Origin of the sequence: Mycolicibacterium arseniciresistens (assembly GCF_030519285.1) — a bacterium.
Taxonomy (GTDB): Bacteria; Actinomycetota; Actinomycetes; order Mycobacteriales; family Mycobacteriaceae; genus Mycobacterium; species Mycobacterium arseniciresistens.
The window spans coordinates 1-15,303 of record NZ_JAUMSQ010000007.1; the positions used below are offsets into that span (position 1 = coordinate 1).

Below are 15,303 nucleotides of genomic sequence, written 5' to 3' on the forward strand. Positions count from 1 at the left end.
CGCAGGCTCCACACCGGCAACGCCACGCTGATCGACTCCCATTAGTCGTCGCGCGCTTTCGACGGCGGGCCGGCAGATTCATCGTCCGCGGTGTGCGGTCGCTGTGCCAGCGTGCCCGGCGCGCCGAACGGGCCGGGCCGTCGCGGCGCAGCGTGACCGTGAACGCCTTCGGCATAGGCAGTTTCGGCGTGCTGGGACAGGTCGACGCCGGACGTCTCGTCCTCGGCGCTGATGCGGAAGCCCATCAGCCGGTCGATCAGCTTGGCCAACACGTAGGAGGCCACGAACGCATACACCGCGACCACCACGACGGCCATCGCCTGCTTACCGAGCTGGGACAGCCCGCCTCCGTAGAGGAGACCGCGCGGACCACCGGTCATCACGTCGGTCGCGAGCAGACCGATCAGCAGCACACCGACCACACCGCCGACGAAGTGCACGCCCACGACGTCGAGTGAGTCGTCGTAGCCGAGGCGGAACTTGAGGCCGATCGCGAACGAGCACACGATGCCGGCGACCAAGCCGACCACGGCTGCACCGACGGTGTTCACCGTGCCGCAGGACGGAGTGATCGCGACCAGACCGGCGACCACCCCGGACGCCGCCCCGAATGTGGTGGGCCTGCCGTCGCGCACCTGTTCCACCGTCAGCCAGCCCAGCATGCCCAGGCAGCCGGCGACCAGGGTGTTCAAGAAGACCGCGGCGGCCGTCCCGTTGGCGGCCAGCGCCGAGCCGGCATTGAATCCGAACCACCCGAACCACAGCAGTCCGACGCCGAGCAGCACGAACGGCAGGTTGTGCGGGCGCATCGCGTCCTTCTTGAAGCCGATCCGCGGCCCGAGCACCAGCGCCAGCGCCAGCGCGGAGGCTCCCGAGACGATCTCCACGACGAGACCGCCCGCGTAGTCGAGCACGCCGAGCTGGAACAGCCAGCCGTCCGGCGACCACACCCAGTGCGCCACAACGGCGTACACGACCACCGCCCATACCGGCACGAACACCACCCAGGCGGCGAATTTCGCCCGGTCGGCGATCGCGCCGCTGACCAGTGCCGCGGTGATGACCGCGAAGCTCAGTTGGAAGGTGACGAACAACAGCTCGGGGACCTGCCCGTGCAGGGTGTCCGGCCCGATGCCGCTGAGCCCGATGTGCGACAGGCCGCCGATCAGACCGCCGGGGCCGTCACCGGAGAACGCCAACGTGTAGCCGAACAGCAGCCACGACACCGTGACCAGCGGGATGGCGATGAAGCTCATCATGATCATGTTGAGCACACCGGTGGTGCGGACCATGCCGCCGTAGAAGATCGCCAGTCCCGGCGTCATCAGCAGTACGAGGGCGGTGCTGGCCAACAACCAGGCGGTTGCGGCGGGGTCGATCTGGTCCACTGTCCGGCTCCTTCGACGGTTCCGGACGAGAATGTCGGCCGCGCGTTTCATACAGGCGACGGCGATGTTTCCGGCGTGTTTCGTCAGCCGCGAAATCGTGCGCCCGCAGGGCGGCGGACGTGCTTCGCCTCAGCGGGTGAGACGCACCACCGCACTCCACGGCCTGTTGCGGGGCGGACGGTGAGGGTCGGGCTGGGGCAGGCGGGCCACCAGCCGAAGGAACCATGGCAGCCGGCGCAGCCGGTGCGCGACGACGAACACCGATTCGACCGCGCCCACCCGCCAACCGCGGGCCTCGAAGTAGCCGATCCCTTCGGGCGGGGCGAACTTGAACGGCGCGTTGCGCAGCAGACCGCGGCTGTTCTCGTTCATCGCCTTCTTCAGCCCCGGGCCTGCGAGGTCGAGCATCCACCACGCGACCTCGGGGCGGGTCAAGGCCCGGGACAGGTCGTCGACGTCGGCCGGTTCCAGGTACATGAGCAGGCCCTCGGTGAGCACCAGTGCCTTCGTCGCACCCGCCAGCGCCTCGATCAGGAACCGGTCCCGGGCTTCGGGGTCGGCGAGGTCCACGGGGTACCGCGTCAGATGGCACCTCGGCGTCTCACCGGCGAGCAGTTGCTCCTTCTCGGCGACAAGGCCCGGCAGATCGGCCTCGATCCACCGGAACTCGGCGGGCAGATCCAACCGGTAGGGCCGGGTGTCCAGCCCGGCGGCGAGATTGAGCACGCGGTCGCAACCGGCTCCGATCGCGTCGAAGATCAGGTCGTCGATGGTCTTGGTGCGCGCGACCATCCACCAACCCGAACGCATCATCCGGGGCACCGACGCGACGATCTGGCGTCCCCGCTCACCGGCGAGCCGATCGGCATGGGGGTCGTCGAACACCGCATCGGGGCGCGCCGACTCGACGGCGCGATACACGGCCACCCAGCGTGCGGTGTCGGAGACGTTCGACACCGGTGTCGCCGATGCCCCGCCGAATTCGTCAGTGCCCACGTCGTCCGCCTCTCGGAGGTGTCGCCCTCCTCGTCCAGGAGCGTAATGGCGGCCGTACGATTCGCGCACCGCCGTTCGTACCTGCTCGAACCGGACACGAAAGAGGCAACCCGAGGCGTGAAGAACTCGTCCTATCCGCTCATCGCGTCGGGCGCCGCGCTCATCGCCTGCTGTTACGGGCTCGCGCGCTTCGGATACGGATTGTTCACGCCGGTGCTCACCGACGAATTCGGTCTGACGTCGACCACGGTCGGCGTGATCGCGGCGGGAAGCTATGTCGGTTACTGCGCGGCGATCGCCGCGAGCGCCGCTGTCACCAATCGTGTCGGTCCGCGGCTGGTGGCGGTCGCCGCCGGTGTCGTCGCCACGGCCGGGATGTCGATGGTGGCTCTCGCGCCGTCGGCATGGGTCCTGGCCGCCGGCGTCCTCATCGCCGGGACCAGCACGGGTATCGCATCGCCCCCGCTGGCGGCCGCGGTGTCGCAACGCATCCACGGCGACGCCGGTGACCGCGCGCAGACCATCGTCAACGCCGGAACCGGTGTCGGCGTCGTCGTTTCCGGCCCCATCGCCTTCGCCTTGTTCGATCACTGGCGATTCGCGTGGGGCGTCTACGCGGTCATCGCCGCCGTCGTGACGCTGTGGGTGGCCGTCACCGTCCGCGGCACGTCGGACTCGGACACCGGCCCGCCCGTCCGCCGATGGCGCACCGGCAGCTGGGGTCTGGTGGCGGCGTCGTTGCTCACCGGCCTCGGCAGCATCGCGGTGTGGAGTTTCGGTCGCGACCTGATCAGCACGACCGGTTCGGCGAGCGTCGCCGTCGCGTCGATCGCGTGGACGGTCCTGGGCGCCGCAGGCATCGTCGGAGCGCTCGGCGGCGATGCCGCTCAGCGCATCGGCCTCCGGCGCGCCTGGGTGGTGACCACGCTGGCGATGTCGGTGGCGACGGTCATCCTCGCGCTCGCCCCGTCGAGCGTCGCCGCCGTCATGGTCGCCGTCGCGGTCTTCGGGGCGGCCTACATCGGCCTCACCGGGCTCGTCCTGGTCTGGAGCACCCGCGTCTATCCCGATTCGACGTCCTTCGGCGTCGGCCTGGCGTTCTTCATGATCGCGTTCGGCCAGGCGCTCGGCGCTCCCGCCGCGGGAGCGCTGATCGAGGCACTGGGAGCCGCGAACACATTCATCGTGATGGCCGTGCTGGGTTCCGCCGCGGCGCTCGTACGTCCCGCAACGGCTTCGGACGACGCGCCTTGTCGACCAGCCTGATCCTTCCGGTCAGCGGACAGCGGTTCCATCGCGGGGTCGTTCGCGCGAAGATCGAAGACCATGACCGATATCAGCCGCCTGCACCGTGAGCTCATCGCCCGCGTGCTCGGCAACGACGCGACGGCGCCGCTCGAACTCCGCCGGGCCGCGTTCGACAACACGGGTCTGGACGAACCGATGCGCTCGTTGGTCGACAAGGTGGCCGTGCACTCCGACGCGGTGACCGACGAAGACGTCTCCGCTGTCCGTGCCGCCGGGCTGAGCGAGGACCAGGTCTTCGAGATCGTGGTGTGCGCGGCGATCGGCCAGGCGGACCGCCACCACAGCTGTGCTCTTGCCGCGCTCGCCGAGGCGACCGGTGAAGGAAAGGGCGGGCGATGAGACTCGAGATCCTCGACCGCGGACACCCATTCGGCACGAAGGCGCTACTGGCGATGATCCGGCTGGTGTCGCGTCATCCGGTGGTCGACGCCGTCAAGCTGGCGCTGTACCGAAAGGATTTCTACGGAGCCGGGGATCTCACGCACGAGGCGATGCGGGGCAGCTCGTCGTGGTCGATCGGGGATCGTGAGCTGATGGCCGCGGTCGTCGCCCAGGCCAATGCATCCCCGTTCTGCGTCGCGGCGCACTCCACCACGTCGGGCATCTGGTTCGGCGATCCGGCGAGGGTCAGCGCCGTCCTGGCCGATCTGGACACGGCGCCGATCGAGGAGCCGCTGCGGGCGACGCTTCGCATGCTCGGCAAGCTCGCTCGCGAGCACACCGTCGACGCGGACGATATCCGAAAGGTCCTGTCGGCCGGGGTGTCCGCGAAGCAGATCGAGGATGCGCTGGCGGTGTGTCTGGCGTTCGACATCACCGCCCGGTTGGCCAACGCGTTCGACTTCGCGATCGCACCGCCCGACGCCATGACGGCCGGTGCACGACATCTGCTCAAGCGCGGATACCGCTGAGCACCTCGTCGAGAGTTCGGTGAACGCGGACGACGGCGTCCACTCCGGTGAGCGTCAGCGGCCGGCGGGTGGCGGGACCGTCGGCGACCACCGCGAAAGGTGTCGACGGTGGCATACCGCGATGGGTGACCAGGAGCAGATTCATTCCCGCCACCGCCAGGAAGTGCACTTCGGACAGGTCCACGATCAGGGCGTCGGGCGATTCGCGCAACGCGACGTCGATCGCCTCGCTCAGCGCCGGCGCGGTGAGCAAGTCCAGGTCTCCCGAAACGGTGATCACCGCGATGTGTTCGATCCACTCGCTGGTGAGGCCGAATCCGGCGCGTACAGCGTGCTGGCGGATCATGATTCCCCTTTCGACACGCTGATGGGTGTGCTCGTGCAGGTGCCGGGCATGCGAGATGCGAAGCGGCAGAGGCCGAACCCCGGTCGCACCGGAGCCGGCCTCTTCGCCGGACTCTGTGCCTAGCGGTGGCTGACGGACTTGCGTCCGCCGACGCGCAGCCAGATCACCAGAACGATGACGGCGCCGATGACGGAGCCGATGAGGCCGGCCGGCTGCAGGAATCCGTCCGAACCGTCCTTGTGGAACAGCAGATACCCGAGGAATCCGCCGACGAACGAGCCGACGACGCCGAGCACGATGGTCATCGGGATCGACAGGTTCTGCTTCCCGGCACGAGCAGGCGCGCGAGGGCGCCCGCGATGAGTCCGATGACGACGACGGTGATGATGAGTCCGATCATGGCTGTCAGCCTTTCTGTTTCAGCGCGGTGAGCGCTGGGATCGGGCGGTCGGGCGGCTGCCTGACACTGCACTCAGTCGAACACCCCTAGGGGTGGTGCAGATACACCCCTAGGTAGGTAATCTGAGGTTCATGGCACCGCCGCCGAAGGCACCGATCACCGTCGCCCTGGTCGACGACTACGACGTGGTGCTGATGGGCGTGGCCAACATGTTCGACCGCTACCGTGACCGTGTCGTCGTCGCCGAGATCGACGCGAACATGGGCCTGGAGGACGCCGTCGACATCGTGCTCTACGACTCCTTCGCCCAGCCCGAGTCCGATCACGAGGAGATCGGCCACCTGGTGGCGAATCCGCGTGCACGTCGGGTCGTGGTCTACACCTGGAACTTCCACCCCGCCCTCATCGAGAGCGCCCGGGAACACGGTGCCCACGGCTATCTCTCCAAGACCCTGCCCGCACGGGAGCTCGTCGCCGCCATCGAGGCGGTGCACGCCGGCGAGACGGTCATCAGCGATCCCCCACCGCGGGTCCGGAGCGCTCCCGGGCTCGACTGGCCGGGCCGCGGCGAGGGGCTCAGCGACCGGGAGGCCGAGATCCTCGCGCTCATCACCCAGGGCAAGAGCAACGCCGACGTCGCGGCGCTGACCTACCTCAGCCCGAACACCATCAAGTCCTACATCCGCACGATCTACCGCAAGCTCGGCGTGGCCAGCCGCACCCAGGCGGTGCTGTGGGGGGTCAAACACGGCTTCACCCCGGACCACAACCGCATCGAACACTGGAAGGGCGGCCCCTGACCGCCTGCGAGCACAATGCGCACAAGGCGTTATTCGCTGGTTGCGGCGGTAGTGCGCACAACCACGACACCGTCGCTCGCGCTTCGTAGTTTCGAGCCAACACCATCACCGGTGTGTTCGAGAAACGGAGCTCCCGATGCCGCAGCCGACATCTCACACCAAGTGGGCGCCCGACGCGTCCACCGCGCGGCGGATCATCGGCGTCCTGCTCCTGGTCAGTCCCCTGGAACAGGTCGCCTTCGACATCTACACCCCGGCGCTGCCCAGGATCGCCGAGCACTTCGCCGCGTCGAACACGATGGTGCAGAACACCGTCACCGCCTACGTGCTGGGCATGGCATTGGTGGTGCTGCCCGCAGGCCTGCTCGCCGACGCGATCGGCCGCAAGCGCGTGCTGCTGGCCGGGATCGGTGTGATGACCGTGACGAGCATCGGGTGCGCACTGGCGGGCGATCTACCGGTGATGATCGGGCTGCGCCTCCTGCAGGGCTTCGGCGGGGGCACCTGCCTGCTGCTGGCAGCCACGGTGGCCGCGGACTGCTTCCGCGGCGCCAAACTGGTGTCGGTGCTGGGCCTGCTCGGCGCGGCGTGGGGATCGGCTCCCGTGGTGGCGCCGGCCATCGGCGGCTTCATCTCGCAGTTCGGGTCATGGCGGTTGGTCTTCGTGGTGCTGGCGGCGCTGACGGCGACGGTCGCGATCCTGGTGACGGTGGTGCTGCCGGAAACGCTGCAGCGCGAACGCCGGTCGCCGGTGGACCTGCGCGCCGCGGCAGGCGTGCTGGCCGAGGCGCTGCGGCACCGCGGCTTCGTCGCGTTCGCAATGATGTTCGGTGTCGTCGCGGCGGCACAGACGGTGTTCGCAGTCGTCGGCCCCTTCCTGTACCAGGACGGTCTCGGATTCTCCTCGGCCGCCTACGGTTTCGTCGCGCTAGGCGTCGGCGCCGCGAACTTCGTCGGCGCGGCGACGTGTAGTGCGCTGGCCCGGCGGACGACGACGCGGCGACTGACCATCGCCGCGTCGGCGGTGCTCGCGCTGGCCGGGGCGATCATGCTCGCCTCCGCGCAATGCGTCGGGTTGTCAGCGCTGGCGATCACCGGCGGCGCGGCGGTCGCGCTGCTCAGCATCGGCGTGCTCGATCCGTTGACCAAGGGTCTGGCGATGGGCGTGTTCTCCCGCAACATCGGGCTGATCACCGGCTTGATCAGCACGTTCTGCTACGGGTCGATCGCGCTGGCGACCGCGTTGATGGCGTGGCTGCCCGAGCGGTCACAGGCGCCGCTGGGCTGGTTCTACGTCGTGGCCGCGGCGGGACTGGTGGCGGTGCTGACCGTCACCGCGCAGCAGAGGTCCCGGCCGGCGGCCGCAGTGTGCGCGTGAGGGCTACCGGCCCGCGTTGCTGGCCAGATCGATGGCGAACTGGTTGACGAAGGTCCCCGCGCTCGGTGCGCCGCGGCACGAGCCGTCGGACTCACCGGGCCGTTTGACCCACAGGAAGGCATCGACCTGCGGATTGCCGGTCGCCGTGGTGGGCGCGACGCCCAGCGCGCGGCCGCTGGGGTTGCACCAGTACAGATCGTCACCCTCCACCGGCCCGGCGCCGTTGCGTGAGGTGTCGATGACGAAGGGCTTGCCGCCCGTCATCCCCGAGATCGCTCCGCCGTATCCGAGGTTCTCCTCGGTGGTGAAGAAGTTCGCGGTGTTGAGGCTGAAGCCCCGCGCCTTGGCCACCCCGACGTCATTCAGCCGGGCGGCCATGACGTCGGCCGCCACCCAGCGCGGGTGACCGGCGTCGACGTACACCGCCGTGGCGGGGTTGCGGGTCAGCGTGTCGACGGCGTAGCGGATCAGGTCGTAGCGCTCCTGCTGCTGGTCGGGCGACAGGCAGTCGGCCATGGCGAGCGCGTCGGGTTCGAGGATCACCGCGGCCGGACCGGAGCCCACGGCGGCGGCGACGCCGTCGATCCAAGCCCGGTAGGAATCGGCGGAGCCGAACCCGCCCGCGGCGAAGCTTCCGCAGTCGCGGTTCGGGATGCCGTAGAGCGCCAGGAGCGGCACGGTGCCCGCCGCCTGCGCGGAGGCGATCAACTTGGCGTCCACCGAGGGCGTCGACAGATGATCCATCCAATACGCCGTCGGCGTGTCGGCGATGGCGTTGAGCTGGGGGTTCGGCGGATCGACGCCGTCCGCGGCGCGTCTGGCCTTCGACGCCGGGTTGACGTAGAAGGCCTTCCCGGCCAGCGGGTTCGCATCACTGACCAGGCGCACCGCCGGCGCGGGCCCAGCCGGTGCCGGGTCGGCGACCAGAGCCATCCCGGCGACGGCCGCCACTGCCAGGAAGGGGGTGAACCACCGCGCGAGCGCGCCAACAGCTGAGGACATCACCCCAGGGAAATTAGTGCTTCGAAACACTTCGCGCCAATCTCCCTTGCGCGGTGCAGGCGGACGGCCTGGACGGGCCGTCGATAATGGTCCGGGTGACCGTTGCGCTGCTGATCGTGATCGCGCTCGAGACCGCCGGCCTGATCGCGCTCGGGATCGTGCTGATCGTGTCGCGGCGAAGCCTGTCAGCGACGCGCCGGGCTCTCCGAAGCCGACAGCGGGAGGACGAGGCGCCGCGCCGCAGGAGTAAACCGGTGGGCGTCGGCCCCCTGGCGGTCAGGGCGGTGACGAACACGGTGCAGACCGCCGACGCGATCCTCCGCAGAGGCCTCGGAGGCCAGGTGCGCAGCTCGATCGAGGACCTCGCCGGCTGGGCGCGCGTCGAGCGACCCGAACTCGCGAAGATCACCGCCGCGGGGACGGTCGTCCTGGTGTTCTCCGACATCGAGGGCTCCACCCGGCGCAACGAGTCGATGGGCGACCGCGCGTGGGTGCAGCTGCTCGAACGGCACAACAGGCTGATCGGAGGACTCGTCACCGAGCACGGCGGCTACGTCGTCAAGAACCAGGGTGACGGATTCATGATCGCCTTCGCCGAACCGGTCGACGCGCTGCGGTGCTGCATCGCCGTCCAGAAGGCCCTGGCGCAGGACGGCCGGCGATGGGACGGCATCCGGGTGCGGATGGGCGCGCATGTCGGCACGTCGGTGCGGCGCGGCGAGGACCTCTTCGGCCTCGACGTCGCCGTGGCGGCGCGCGTCGCCGATCTCGCCGACGGCGGACAGATCCTGGTGACCGCAGCGCTGCAGGAGTCGGTCTGCGGAGCCGAGGGCTTCGAGTTCGACGCGCCGCAGGAGGTGGAGTTCAAGGGAATCCGCGGCATGCAGACGGTCTACGCGGTACATCCCGCGGAGCAGGAACCCCGGCTCCTGCAGCGGTGAGTCGAGGTCAGTGGCCCGTCGGGAAGTGGGGACGCAGCGCAGCGACGAGGACACGGTCGAGTGCGCGGTCGGGCAGGAACCGCACCATGCGGGTGATCAGCGCGGCGTCACGGCCGACGGTGTAGCGGGTGCGCGGCCTGCGCGCGGTCACCGCCTTCGCGATCACGCCGGCCGCGGCGTGGGCGGGCAGGCCCGACTCGGTCGACGAGGAGGCCTGCGCGTTGACGGCGTGCACCAGCCCGCCGTAGCGCCCGCGCTGCTCGGGCGTCATCGCCGACACCAACTCGGCCGCGGTGGCGATCGCCCGGCCGAGCATCTCCGTGCGCACGGCGCCCGGTTCGACCACCACCACCCGGACGCCGGACGGGGCGAGTTCGCGCCTCAAGGAGTCACTGACCGCTTCGAGCGCGAACTTCGTTCCGGCGTACGGACCGTAGGTGGGCATCGCGACCCTGCCACCCACGGAGCTGATGTTGACCACGCGTCCCTTGCTGCGGAGGAGGGCGGGCAGCAGCGCCTGGATCACCGCGACCTGACCGAACAGGTTGACCTCGAACATGCGCCGCCACTGTTCGACGGGGAACGCCTCGATCGGCACGTTGGCCTGGATCGCGGCGTTGTTGACCAGCGCCCGCAGCGTCCGGCGCTGCGGGTCGTCACGCACCCGGGCCACCAGAGCCTGGATGTGGTCCGGGTCGGTGACGTCGACGATCACCGGCTCGATGCCCGGCGCCCGGATCGCGCCGGCGTCCCGCTCGCGCCGCACTCCGGCGAGGACGTGGAATCCTCGCCGTCCCATTTCGCGTGCCGTGGCCGCGCCGATGCCGGTGGACGCACCGGTGACGACGACGAGCTCGCCAAGTTCAGATGACATTGTCATCTCAAGACCGTACCTGTCCAGATGACAGTGTCAACATATGATGGGCGAACCATGAAGCGCGCTGAATCAGCCGCCGCCACGCGCCGGGCCCTCTTGGACGATGCCGCCGCACTGATCGACGCGGGAGGCCCCGCCGCCGTGACGCTGCGGGAGGTGGGCGCGCGCGCCGGCCTCAGCCGCGGTGCGCCCTATCGGCACTTCGCGGACAAGGAGAGCCTGCTGACCGCGGTCGCCGTCGAGGGCTGGGAGCACATCGGCGCCCACATGCAGGCGCTGCGGAACGACCGGGGCCTCTCACCCGCCGACAGGCTGCGCGCCGCGCTGGTCGGCGTGATCACGCTCAGTCGCGAACGGCCGCACCTGTATCGACTGATGTTCCGCCCCCCGGCCGGCGACCCCGCCGCGACGGCCCGCGCCGCGCAACGCATGTGCGACGAGTTCCTCGCGATCGTCGCCGCGGTCGTCGGCGACGAGAATCCGCACCGTTACGCGGCCATCTTCCTCACCGGCGCACACGGCGCCGCCGGTCTCGACGGGAGCGGCCTGCTCAGCACGGACGTGTGGCACACCACCGCCGAGGAACTCGTCGACGCCCTCTTGGCCATGGCAGCACAGGCCGGTCGCCGGGACTGAACGCGGAACGGCCGGTCGGCGCGCATCGCAGGGTGCTCGCTGTTCGCAGGACAGGATCCGCCGGGCTCCATAGCGTTGCGGCCACGAAGGAAGGAACCGCCATGGGACGGTCGGCCTATCAGCGCATCCGCGCCGCCCACCTCGACGCCGTGCAGGCGGCGCTCGACGATCATGTTGGCCGTCTCGACTGGCCGGCGGAGCAGATCCGGCGGCACCGCGACCGCAGGCTGCGCTCCCTGCTCAGATATGCCCGCGAACGTTCCGCGTTCTACTCCGAACGGCTGCACGGCATCGACCTCGAGGCGGTGACGGCCGCAGACCTGGCGTCGATCCCGATGCTGACAAAATCCGAGGCACAGACCGAGTGGGATTCGATCGTGACGACGCCTGACCTCGATCACGCAGCAGCGGAACACATTCTGGGCGAGCAGACGTGGTTCTCCTACACCGCTCACGATCACCAGGTGTTCAGCAGCGGCGGCTCGAGCGGCGTGCGCGGGGTGTACGTCTGGGACTGGCCGTTCTTCGTGACCACCGCATGCCTTGCCTGGCGCATGCAGGCGCGTGCCGAACGTCGACGCGAGCCGACGCCGAGGGCGCTGCTGGCGGTGCTGACCGCCGGAGTGCCACCGCACGCCAGCACACCGCTGTTCGACGTGCCCACCGTCGCGGGCATGGACACCGTCGTCATCGAAGCCGGTGCACCATTCGACGAGGTGCTCGCGGCGGTGCAGAAACACGCCCCCACCCACCTCGTGGGCTACGCCAGCGTCATCGGGCGGCTGGCTCGCGCCACCCTGGCGGGTGACCTCCGGATCACCCCCTCGCGGGTCAGCACCAACTCGGAACCGCTTCTGCCGGAGGATCGTGACGCGATCGTCGACGCGTGGCACGCGCCGCTGCACAATCTCTGGGGCTCGACCGAAATCGGCGTGCAGGCGGTGGGTTGCGGGCAGGGGCAGGGACTGCACATCTGCGAGGACGAGGTGATCCTGGAACGCGTCGACGGCAATGGTCTGCCGGTGGCGCCCGATGAGCCCGCGGCACGCACCCTGGCCACCGGTCTGTCCAACCGCACGTTCCCCTTCATCCGGTACGACCTCGGCGACCAGATCACGATGATGTCCGGCCCGTGTGCCTGTGGCAGCGCGTTCGCCCGGGTCGCCGACATCAGCGGCCGCCGCGACGACGACTTCGTCTACGGCTCACAGTCGGTGCCCGCCAGCGCTTTTCGCCACGTCCTCGGCACCGATCCACGCATTGCCGAGTATCAGGTGGTGCAGACCGAGAACGGTGCGGACGTGCTGGTGATAACCGGCGCCGACGTCCAGTCCCTGGGCCCGGCGCTGGTGGCGGCGATGCGGCGGCACGGCGTCGCGCACCCGGCGGTCCGGATACAGGCGGTCGACACGCTGACCCGCCACTCGGGCAGCGGCAAGCTCAGGCGATTCGTACCGCTGGCGTCACGCTGACCCGGTCATCGGAACGAACTCCCGCAACGCTTCTGCCATCGCCTCGGGCTGGTCCTCGGGAATGAGTGTCCAGGAGTCGTCGACGATCACCTTGGTCGCGTCGGGGTAGAGCTCGACAAGCCGGTCCGCATGCTCGAGCGGCATCATCAGGTCCTCGCGGGCCCAGACCACGAGCACCGGCCGCGTGAATGCCCGCATCTGCTCCGACATCTCCAGCAGACGCCGGCGCGAAGGAGCGCCCGTCGCGAACTTGACCAGGTCGCGCCGGATCGCGGCGTTCTGCACGACGGGGCGGAACCACTCGTCGTACAGCGCGTCGGGCAGTCCCTTCTTGCTCAGGGCGCCGTAGGCACGCCGGCTGTGCCGGAAGAAGCTGGTGCCGAACATCCTGCTGAGGACCCATCCGCCGCCGGGGAACCGGCACAGCATCGCGGCCGGGCGCGCCGGCTTGGGCGGGTAGTTGTCGAACGCCGTGCACGAGGCCAGCACGAGCCTGCCCACGCGCTTGTCCCGGCCTTCCGAGATGACGAATTGTCCTCCGCCCCAGTCATTGAGGACCAGGGTCACGTCGTCGAGGTCGAGGGCGTCGAGGAAGTCGGCGAGGATGCGGGCCATCCCGTCCTCGGTCAGCACCGCGTCGTCGTTCATCGGCGTCGTGTGGGCGCCCATGGGAAGGGTGGGCGTGATGCAGCGGTAACCGGGAAGCAGTGGCAGTACCTTGCGCCACTGCCGGCCGTCCATCAGCAGGCCGTGGCCGAAGACGAGGACGGGTCCCCGTCCACCGGTGTCCTCGTACGCGATGGGTCCGGCCGGTACGTCGACTGTGGGCATCCAGGCCTCCTAGATAGATCGTTCTACTCAGGCTGACGATATGCTGTGCCAGGACGCTTGCGCAAGGAGGAGTTGTCATGGCCGATCTCGGCACCCGTGACCGGATACTGGAGGCGACGGCGGAGCTGTACCGGCGCCAGGGCATGTCGGCGACCGGCCTCAAGCAGATCTCCGGCGCGGCGCGTGCGCCGTTCGGCTCGATCTACCACCACTTCCCCGGTGGCAAGGAATCGATCAGCGCCGAAGTCATTCGCAGCGAGGGGGTTCGGTACGGCGAATTCGTCGGCGCGCAGTTGGCGCAGACCGACCCGGCGACCGGCATCCCGCAGTTGTTCATGAACGCCGGACGGCTCCTGCAGGCTCAGGACTACAGCGAGGCCTGCTCGATCGAGACCATCGCCCTGGAGGTGGCGAGCACCAACGAGCGGCTACGCCTGGAGGCCGCCGAGGTGTTCGAGAGCTGGCTGGCCGGGCTCGCGGACTGGTTCGGCCAACTCGACATCACCGGCGAACAGAGCCGGCGGTTCGCGCTCGTGACACTGACGGCCCTCGAAGGAGCGTTCGTGCTGTGCCGCACCCTGCGCTCGATCGAACCGATGATCGCCGCGGGCGACGGGGTGCAGGCCGCCGTGAGTACGGCACTCGCCGAGGTGAGCGCGTAGGGATCGCCTGCACCGTCAGGTGGGCTTCGCTCCGGAGAGCTGGCGGATCACCCGGATCTCCTCCTCGTCATGGGGCCGCCCGTCGGGATAGAGCAGGTCGCTGAACCACCGCTCCGGTGGCTCGGCGTAGGGCTTCTTCCAGGAATCCCACGGCAGGTACGTCTGCGTCCGCCCGGCGATGAAACCCCAGTTGTAGGCGGCGACGTTGCGCCGCTTCGCGACCGGCAGCACACCCTCCACGGTGCTGCCCAGGCCCCGCGCCAGGTATTCGGTGCACAGGATCGGCCGTCCGAGCGGCGCGAGTTCGTCGATGCGGGCCTCGAACTCGGCCGGGTCTCCGTAGCTGTGGAAGCTGATGACGTCGGAGTGCTCGAGCTGGATGCTGCAGATCTTGCTGCGGCTGCCGGGATCTTTCCAGTGCCCCTGCCAGACGCCGCTGGTCAACGGCTGCACCGGGTTGACGGCGCGGGTCCACTGGAACACGTGCGGGAGGAACGCGGCCACCAGTTCCTGCTTGTCCTCGTGTTCGACCTTGCGGTAGTCGCGGGCCGGATTGTCAGGCTCGTTCCACACGTCCCAGCCCAGCACGCGGGGATCGTTGGCGAACATGCCGACCACGCCGGTGACGTAGCTCTGCAGCACGCGGGTGTAGGCGGGGTCCCGCAGACGATGCGCCCCGGGACCCTGCACCCAGCCGGAGTTGTGCACGCCGGTGACCGGCGGCCGCTGCTTACCCGGCTTGGGCAGCGGGTCCCAGCACGAGTCGAACAGCACGAAGAGCGGCTTGATGCCGTTACTCGCCGCGATCCCGACGAACTGCGTCAGCCGGCGCTTGAACCCCTCCCGGTCGGTGGCCCACAGCTGATCGTGCAGGAACACCCGGACGGTGTTGAATCCGAGGCGCTGCGCCAGCCGGAGCTCGGCGTTGATGCGGGTCGGATCGTAGGTGCCGGCCTGGAACATCTCGATCTGGTTCACGGCGGTCGAGGTGACGTAGTTGGCGCCGAGTAGCCAGCCCTGGGCTGCGTACCAGGCGTTGGCGCGATCGGCCGACCATCGAGGAGCCTCAGCAGAAGCGAGAGGCACTCTGGTCAGCGTCGCAGCTGCTGCGAGGTACAGCGGGAGCTTGAGAGCAGTTCGCCGTTGCACGTCGTGACTCTAGTGTTCGGCTCGGGGCCGACGGCCGCCAGAATGCTTCCTGCAACACAACGGATTTCGAATCGTTATCCATCTCCGTCCGGAGGCGGTCCTCGACCGGCCCGCGGGTGGCGCTGATTCGAATCGGCCCGCAACGGGCACACAGGGATCTCCCATCTCCATGGCCCAGCTGCCGCCGGCGCCTTCCCAGACAGGAC

General features: G+C 69.2%; 17 protein-coding genes. 9 read left to right on the forward strand and 8 right to left on the reverse strand.

Annotation, left to right across the window (positions count from 1 at the left end):
- Nucleotides 1-41: 41 nt before the first annotated feature.
- A complete protein-coding gene (locus tag Q2100_RS01865; RefSeq protein WP_264012554.1) occupies nucleotides 42-1,388 on the reverse strand; it encodes an ammonium transporter in 1,347 nt (448 codons plus the stop codon).
- 129 nt (nucleotides 1,389-1,517) lie between these two features.
- Nucleotides 1,518-2,345, reverse strand: coding sequence for a class I SAM-dependent methyltransferase (locus Q2100_RS01870; protein WP_302912721.1), 828 nt, complete (start codon nucleotides 2,343-2,345; stop codon nucleotides 1,518-1,520).
- Between the two features lie 84 nt (nucleotides 2,346-2,429).
- Between Q2100_RS01870 and Q2100_RS01875 the strand changes: the two genes are divergently transcribed.
- Genes Q2100_RS01875 through Q2100_RS01885 form a run of 3 tightly spaced genes read left to right on the forward strand, consistent with a single transcriptional unit; the run spans nucleotide 2,430 to nucleotide 4,603 of the window.
- Nucleotides 2,430-3,650, forward strand: coding sequence for an MFS transporter (locus Q2100_RS01875; protein ID WP_302912625.1), 1,221 nt, complete (start codon nucleotides 2,430-2,432; stop codon nucleotides 3,648-3,650).
- A 60-nt stretch (nucleotides 3,651-3,710) separates the two neighbouring features.
- The gene (locus tag Q2100_RS01880; protein ID WP_302912626.1) at nucleotides 3,711-4,031 is read left to right on the forward strand and encodes a carboxymuconolactone decarboxylase family protein; all 321 of its coding nucleotides are present in this window, start codon (nucleotides 3,711-3,713) and stop codon (nucleotides 4,029-4,031) included.
- Nucleotides 4,028-4,603: a carboxymuconolactone decarboxylase family protein gene (locus tag Q2100_RS01885; RefSeq protein ID WP_302912627.1), complete on the forward strand. Its 576-nt coding sequence runs from the start codon at nucleotides 4,028-4,030 to the stop codon at nucleotides 4,601-4,603. The genes Q2100_RS01880 and Q2100_RS01885 overlap by 4 nt, the downstream gene beginning before the upstream one ends.
- Here the strand turns inward: Q2100_RS01885 and Q2100_RS01890 are convergent.
- Entirely contained in the window at nucleotides 4,584-4,949 is a 366-nt protein-coding gene (locus tag Q2100_RS01890; protein ID WP_302912628.1) for an STAS domain-containing protein, read from the reverse strand. The genes Q2100_RS01885 and Q2100_RS01890 overlap by 20 nt on opposite strands.
- A 119-nt stretch (nucleotides 4,950-5,068) precedes the next feature.
- On the reverse strand, nucleotides 5,069-5,254 hold the full coding sequence (locus Q2100_RS01895) for a GlsB/YeaQ/YmgE family stress response membrane protein (protein WP_302912629.1): 186 nt from the start codon (nucleotides 5,252-5,254) through the stop codon (nucleotides 5,069-5,071).
- Between the two features lie 226 nt (nucleotides 5,255-5,480).
- Here Q2100_RS01895 and Q2100_RS01900 point away from each other — a divergent pair, with 226 nt between their 5' ends.
- Together Q2100_RS01900 and Q2100_RS01905 are read left to right on the forward strand one after the other, a co-directional pair.
- Nucleotides 5,481-6,149, forward strand: coding sequence for a response regulator transcription factor (locus tag Q2100_RS01900; protein WP_264012561.1), 669 nt, complete (start codon nucleotides 5,481-5,483; stop codon nucleotides 6,147-6,149).
- A gap of 136 nt (nucleotides 6,150-6,285) precedes the next feature.
- On the forward strand, nucleotides 6,286-7,527 hold the full coding sequence (locus Q2100_RS01905; RefSeq protein WP_302912630.1) for an MFS transporter: 1,242 nt from the start codon (nucleotides 6,286-6,288) through the stop codon (nucleotides 7,525-7,527).
- 3 nt (nucleotides 7,528-7,530) lie between these two features.
- On the opposite strand, the gene Q2100_RS01910 is transcribed toward Q2100_RS01905, so the two are convergent.
- On the reverse strand, nucleotides 7,531-8,529 hold the full coding sequence (locus Q2100_RS01910; RefSeq protein ID WP_302912631.1) for a glycoside hydrolase family 6 protein: 999 nt from the start codon (nucleotides 8,527-8,529) through the stop codon (nucleotides 7,531-7,533).
- Between the two features lie 95 nt (nucleotides 8,530-8,624).
- Here Q2100_RS01910 and Q2100_RS01915 point away from each other — a divergent pair, with 95 nt between their 5' ends.
- Entirely contained in the window at nucleotides 8,625-9,470 is an 846-nt protein-coding gene (locus Q2100_RS01915; RefSeq protein WP_407667560.1) for an adenylate/guanylate cyclase domain-containing protein, read from the forward strand.
- Between the two features lie 7 nt (nucleotides 9,471-9,477).
- On the opposite strand, the gene Q2100_RS01920 is transcribed toward Q2100_RS01915, so the two are convergent.
- Nucleotides 9,478-10,350, reverse strand: coding sequence for an SDR family oxidoreductase (locus tag Q2100_RS01920; RefSeq protein ID WP_302912632.1), 873 nt, complete (start codon nucleotides 10,348-10,350; stop codon nucleotides 9,478-9,480).
- 51 nt (nucleotides 10,351-10,401) lie between these two features.
- Between Q2100_RS01920 and Q2100_RS01925 the strand changes: the two genes are divergently transcribed.
- Nucleotides 10,402-10,983, forward strand: coding sequence for a TetR/AcrR family transcriptional regulator (locus Q2100_RS01925; protein ID WP_302912633.1), 582 nt, complete (start codon nucleotides 10,402-10,404; stop codon nucleotides 10,981-10,983).
- A gap of 101 nt (nucleotides 10,984-11,084) precedes the next feature.
- Nucleotides 11,085-12,455: a phenylacetate--CoA ligase family protein gene (locus Q2100_RS01930; RefSeq protein ID WP_302912634.1), complete on the forward strand. Its 1,371-nt coding sequence runs from the start codon at nucleotides 11,085-11,087 to the stop codon at nucleotides 12,453-12,455.
- Here Q2100_RS01930 and Q2100_RS01935 read toward each other — a convergent pair.
- Nucleotides 12,447-13,286 (reverse strand): alpha/beta fold hydrolase, encoded by an 840-nt coding sequence (locus Q2100_RS01935; protein WP_302912635.1) that lies wholly within the window; start codon nucleotides 13,284-13,286, stop codon nucleotides 12,447-12,449. The genes Q2100_RS01930 and Q2100_RS01935 overlap by 9 nt on opposite strands.
- Before the next feature lie 77 nt (nucleotides 13,287-13,363).
- Between Q2100_RS01935 and Q2100_RS01940 the strand changes: the two genes are divergently transcribed.
- Complete coding sequence (locus Q2100_RS01940; RefSeq protein WP_264012571.1) at nucleotides 13,364-13,948, forward strand: TetR/AcrR family transcriptional regulator; 585 nt, start codon at nucleotides 13,364-13,366, stop codon at nucleotides 13,946-13,948.
- Between the two features lie 15 nt (nucleotides 13,949-13,963).
- Here the strand turns inward: Q2100_RS01940 and Q2100_RS01945 are convergent, their stop codons facing one another.
- Nucleotides 13,964-15,097, reverse strand: a complete 1,134-nt coding sequence (locus tag Q2100_RS01945) for a cellulase family glycosylhydrolase (protein WP_302912636.1) — start codon at nucleotides 15,095-15,097, stop codon at nucleotides 13,964-13,966.
- Between the last annotated feature and the right edge of the window lie 206 nt (nucleotides 15,098-15,303).

Excerpts from the sequence above, each read along its gene's own strand:
- Q2100_RS01905 (WP_302912630.1), top strand. The coding sequence starts at position 6,286 with ATGCCGCAGCCGACATCTCACACCAAGTGGGCGCCCGACGCGTCCACC.
- Q2100_RS01935 (WP_302912635.1), bottom strand. The coding sequence starts at position 13,286 with ATGCCCACAGTCGACGTACCGGCCGGACCCATCGCGTACGAGGACACC.
- Q2100_RS01890 (WP_302912628.1), bottom strand. The coding sequence starts at position 4,949 with ATGATCCGCCAGCACGCTGTACGCGCCGGATTCGGCCTCACCAGCGAG.
- Q2100_RS01875 (WP_302912625.1), top strand. The coding sequence starts at position 2,430 with ATGGCGGCCGTACGATTCGCGCACCGCCGTTCGTACCTGCTCGAACCG.
- Q2100_RS01895 (WP_302912629.1), bottom strand. The coding sequence starts at position 5,254 with ATGACCATCGTGCTCGGCGTCGTCGGCTCGTTCGTCGGCGGATTCCTC.
- Q2100_RS01940 (WP_264012571.1), top strand. The coding sequence starts at position 13,364 with ATGGCCGATCTCGGCACCCGTGACCGGATACTGGAGGCGACGGCGGAG.
- Q2100_RS01880 (WP_302912626.1), top strand. The coding sequence starts at position 3,711 with ATGACCGATATCAGCCGCCTGCACCGTGAGCTCATCGCCCGCGTGCTC.
- Q2100_RS01885 (WP_302912627.1), top strand. The coding sequence starts at position 4,028 with ATGAGACTCGAGATCCTCGACCGCGGACACCCATTCGGCACGAAGGCG.
- Q2100_RS01930 (WP_302912634.1), top strand. The coding sequence starts at position 11,085 with ATGGGACGGTCGGCCTATCAGCGCATCCGCGCCGCCCACCTCGACGCC.
- Q2100_RS01900 (WP_264012561.1), top strand. The coding sequence starts at position 5,481 with ATGGCACCGCCGCCGAAGGCACCGATCACCGTCGCCCTGGTCGACGAC.
- Q2100_RS01910 (WP_302912631.1), bottom strand. The coding sequence starts at position 8,529 with ATGTCCTCAGCTGTTGGCGCGCTCGCGCGGTGGTTCACCCCCTTCCTG.
- Q2100_RS01920 (WP_302912632.1), bottom strand. The coding sequence starts at position 10,350 with ATGACAATGTCATCTGAACTTGGCGAGCTCGTCGTCGTCACCGGTGCG.
- Q2100_RS01925 (WP_302912633.1), top strand. The coding sequence starts at position 10,402 with ATGAAGCGCGCTGAATCAGCCGCCGCCACGCGCCGGGCCCTCTTGGAC.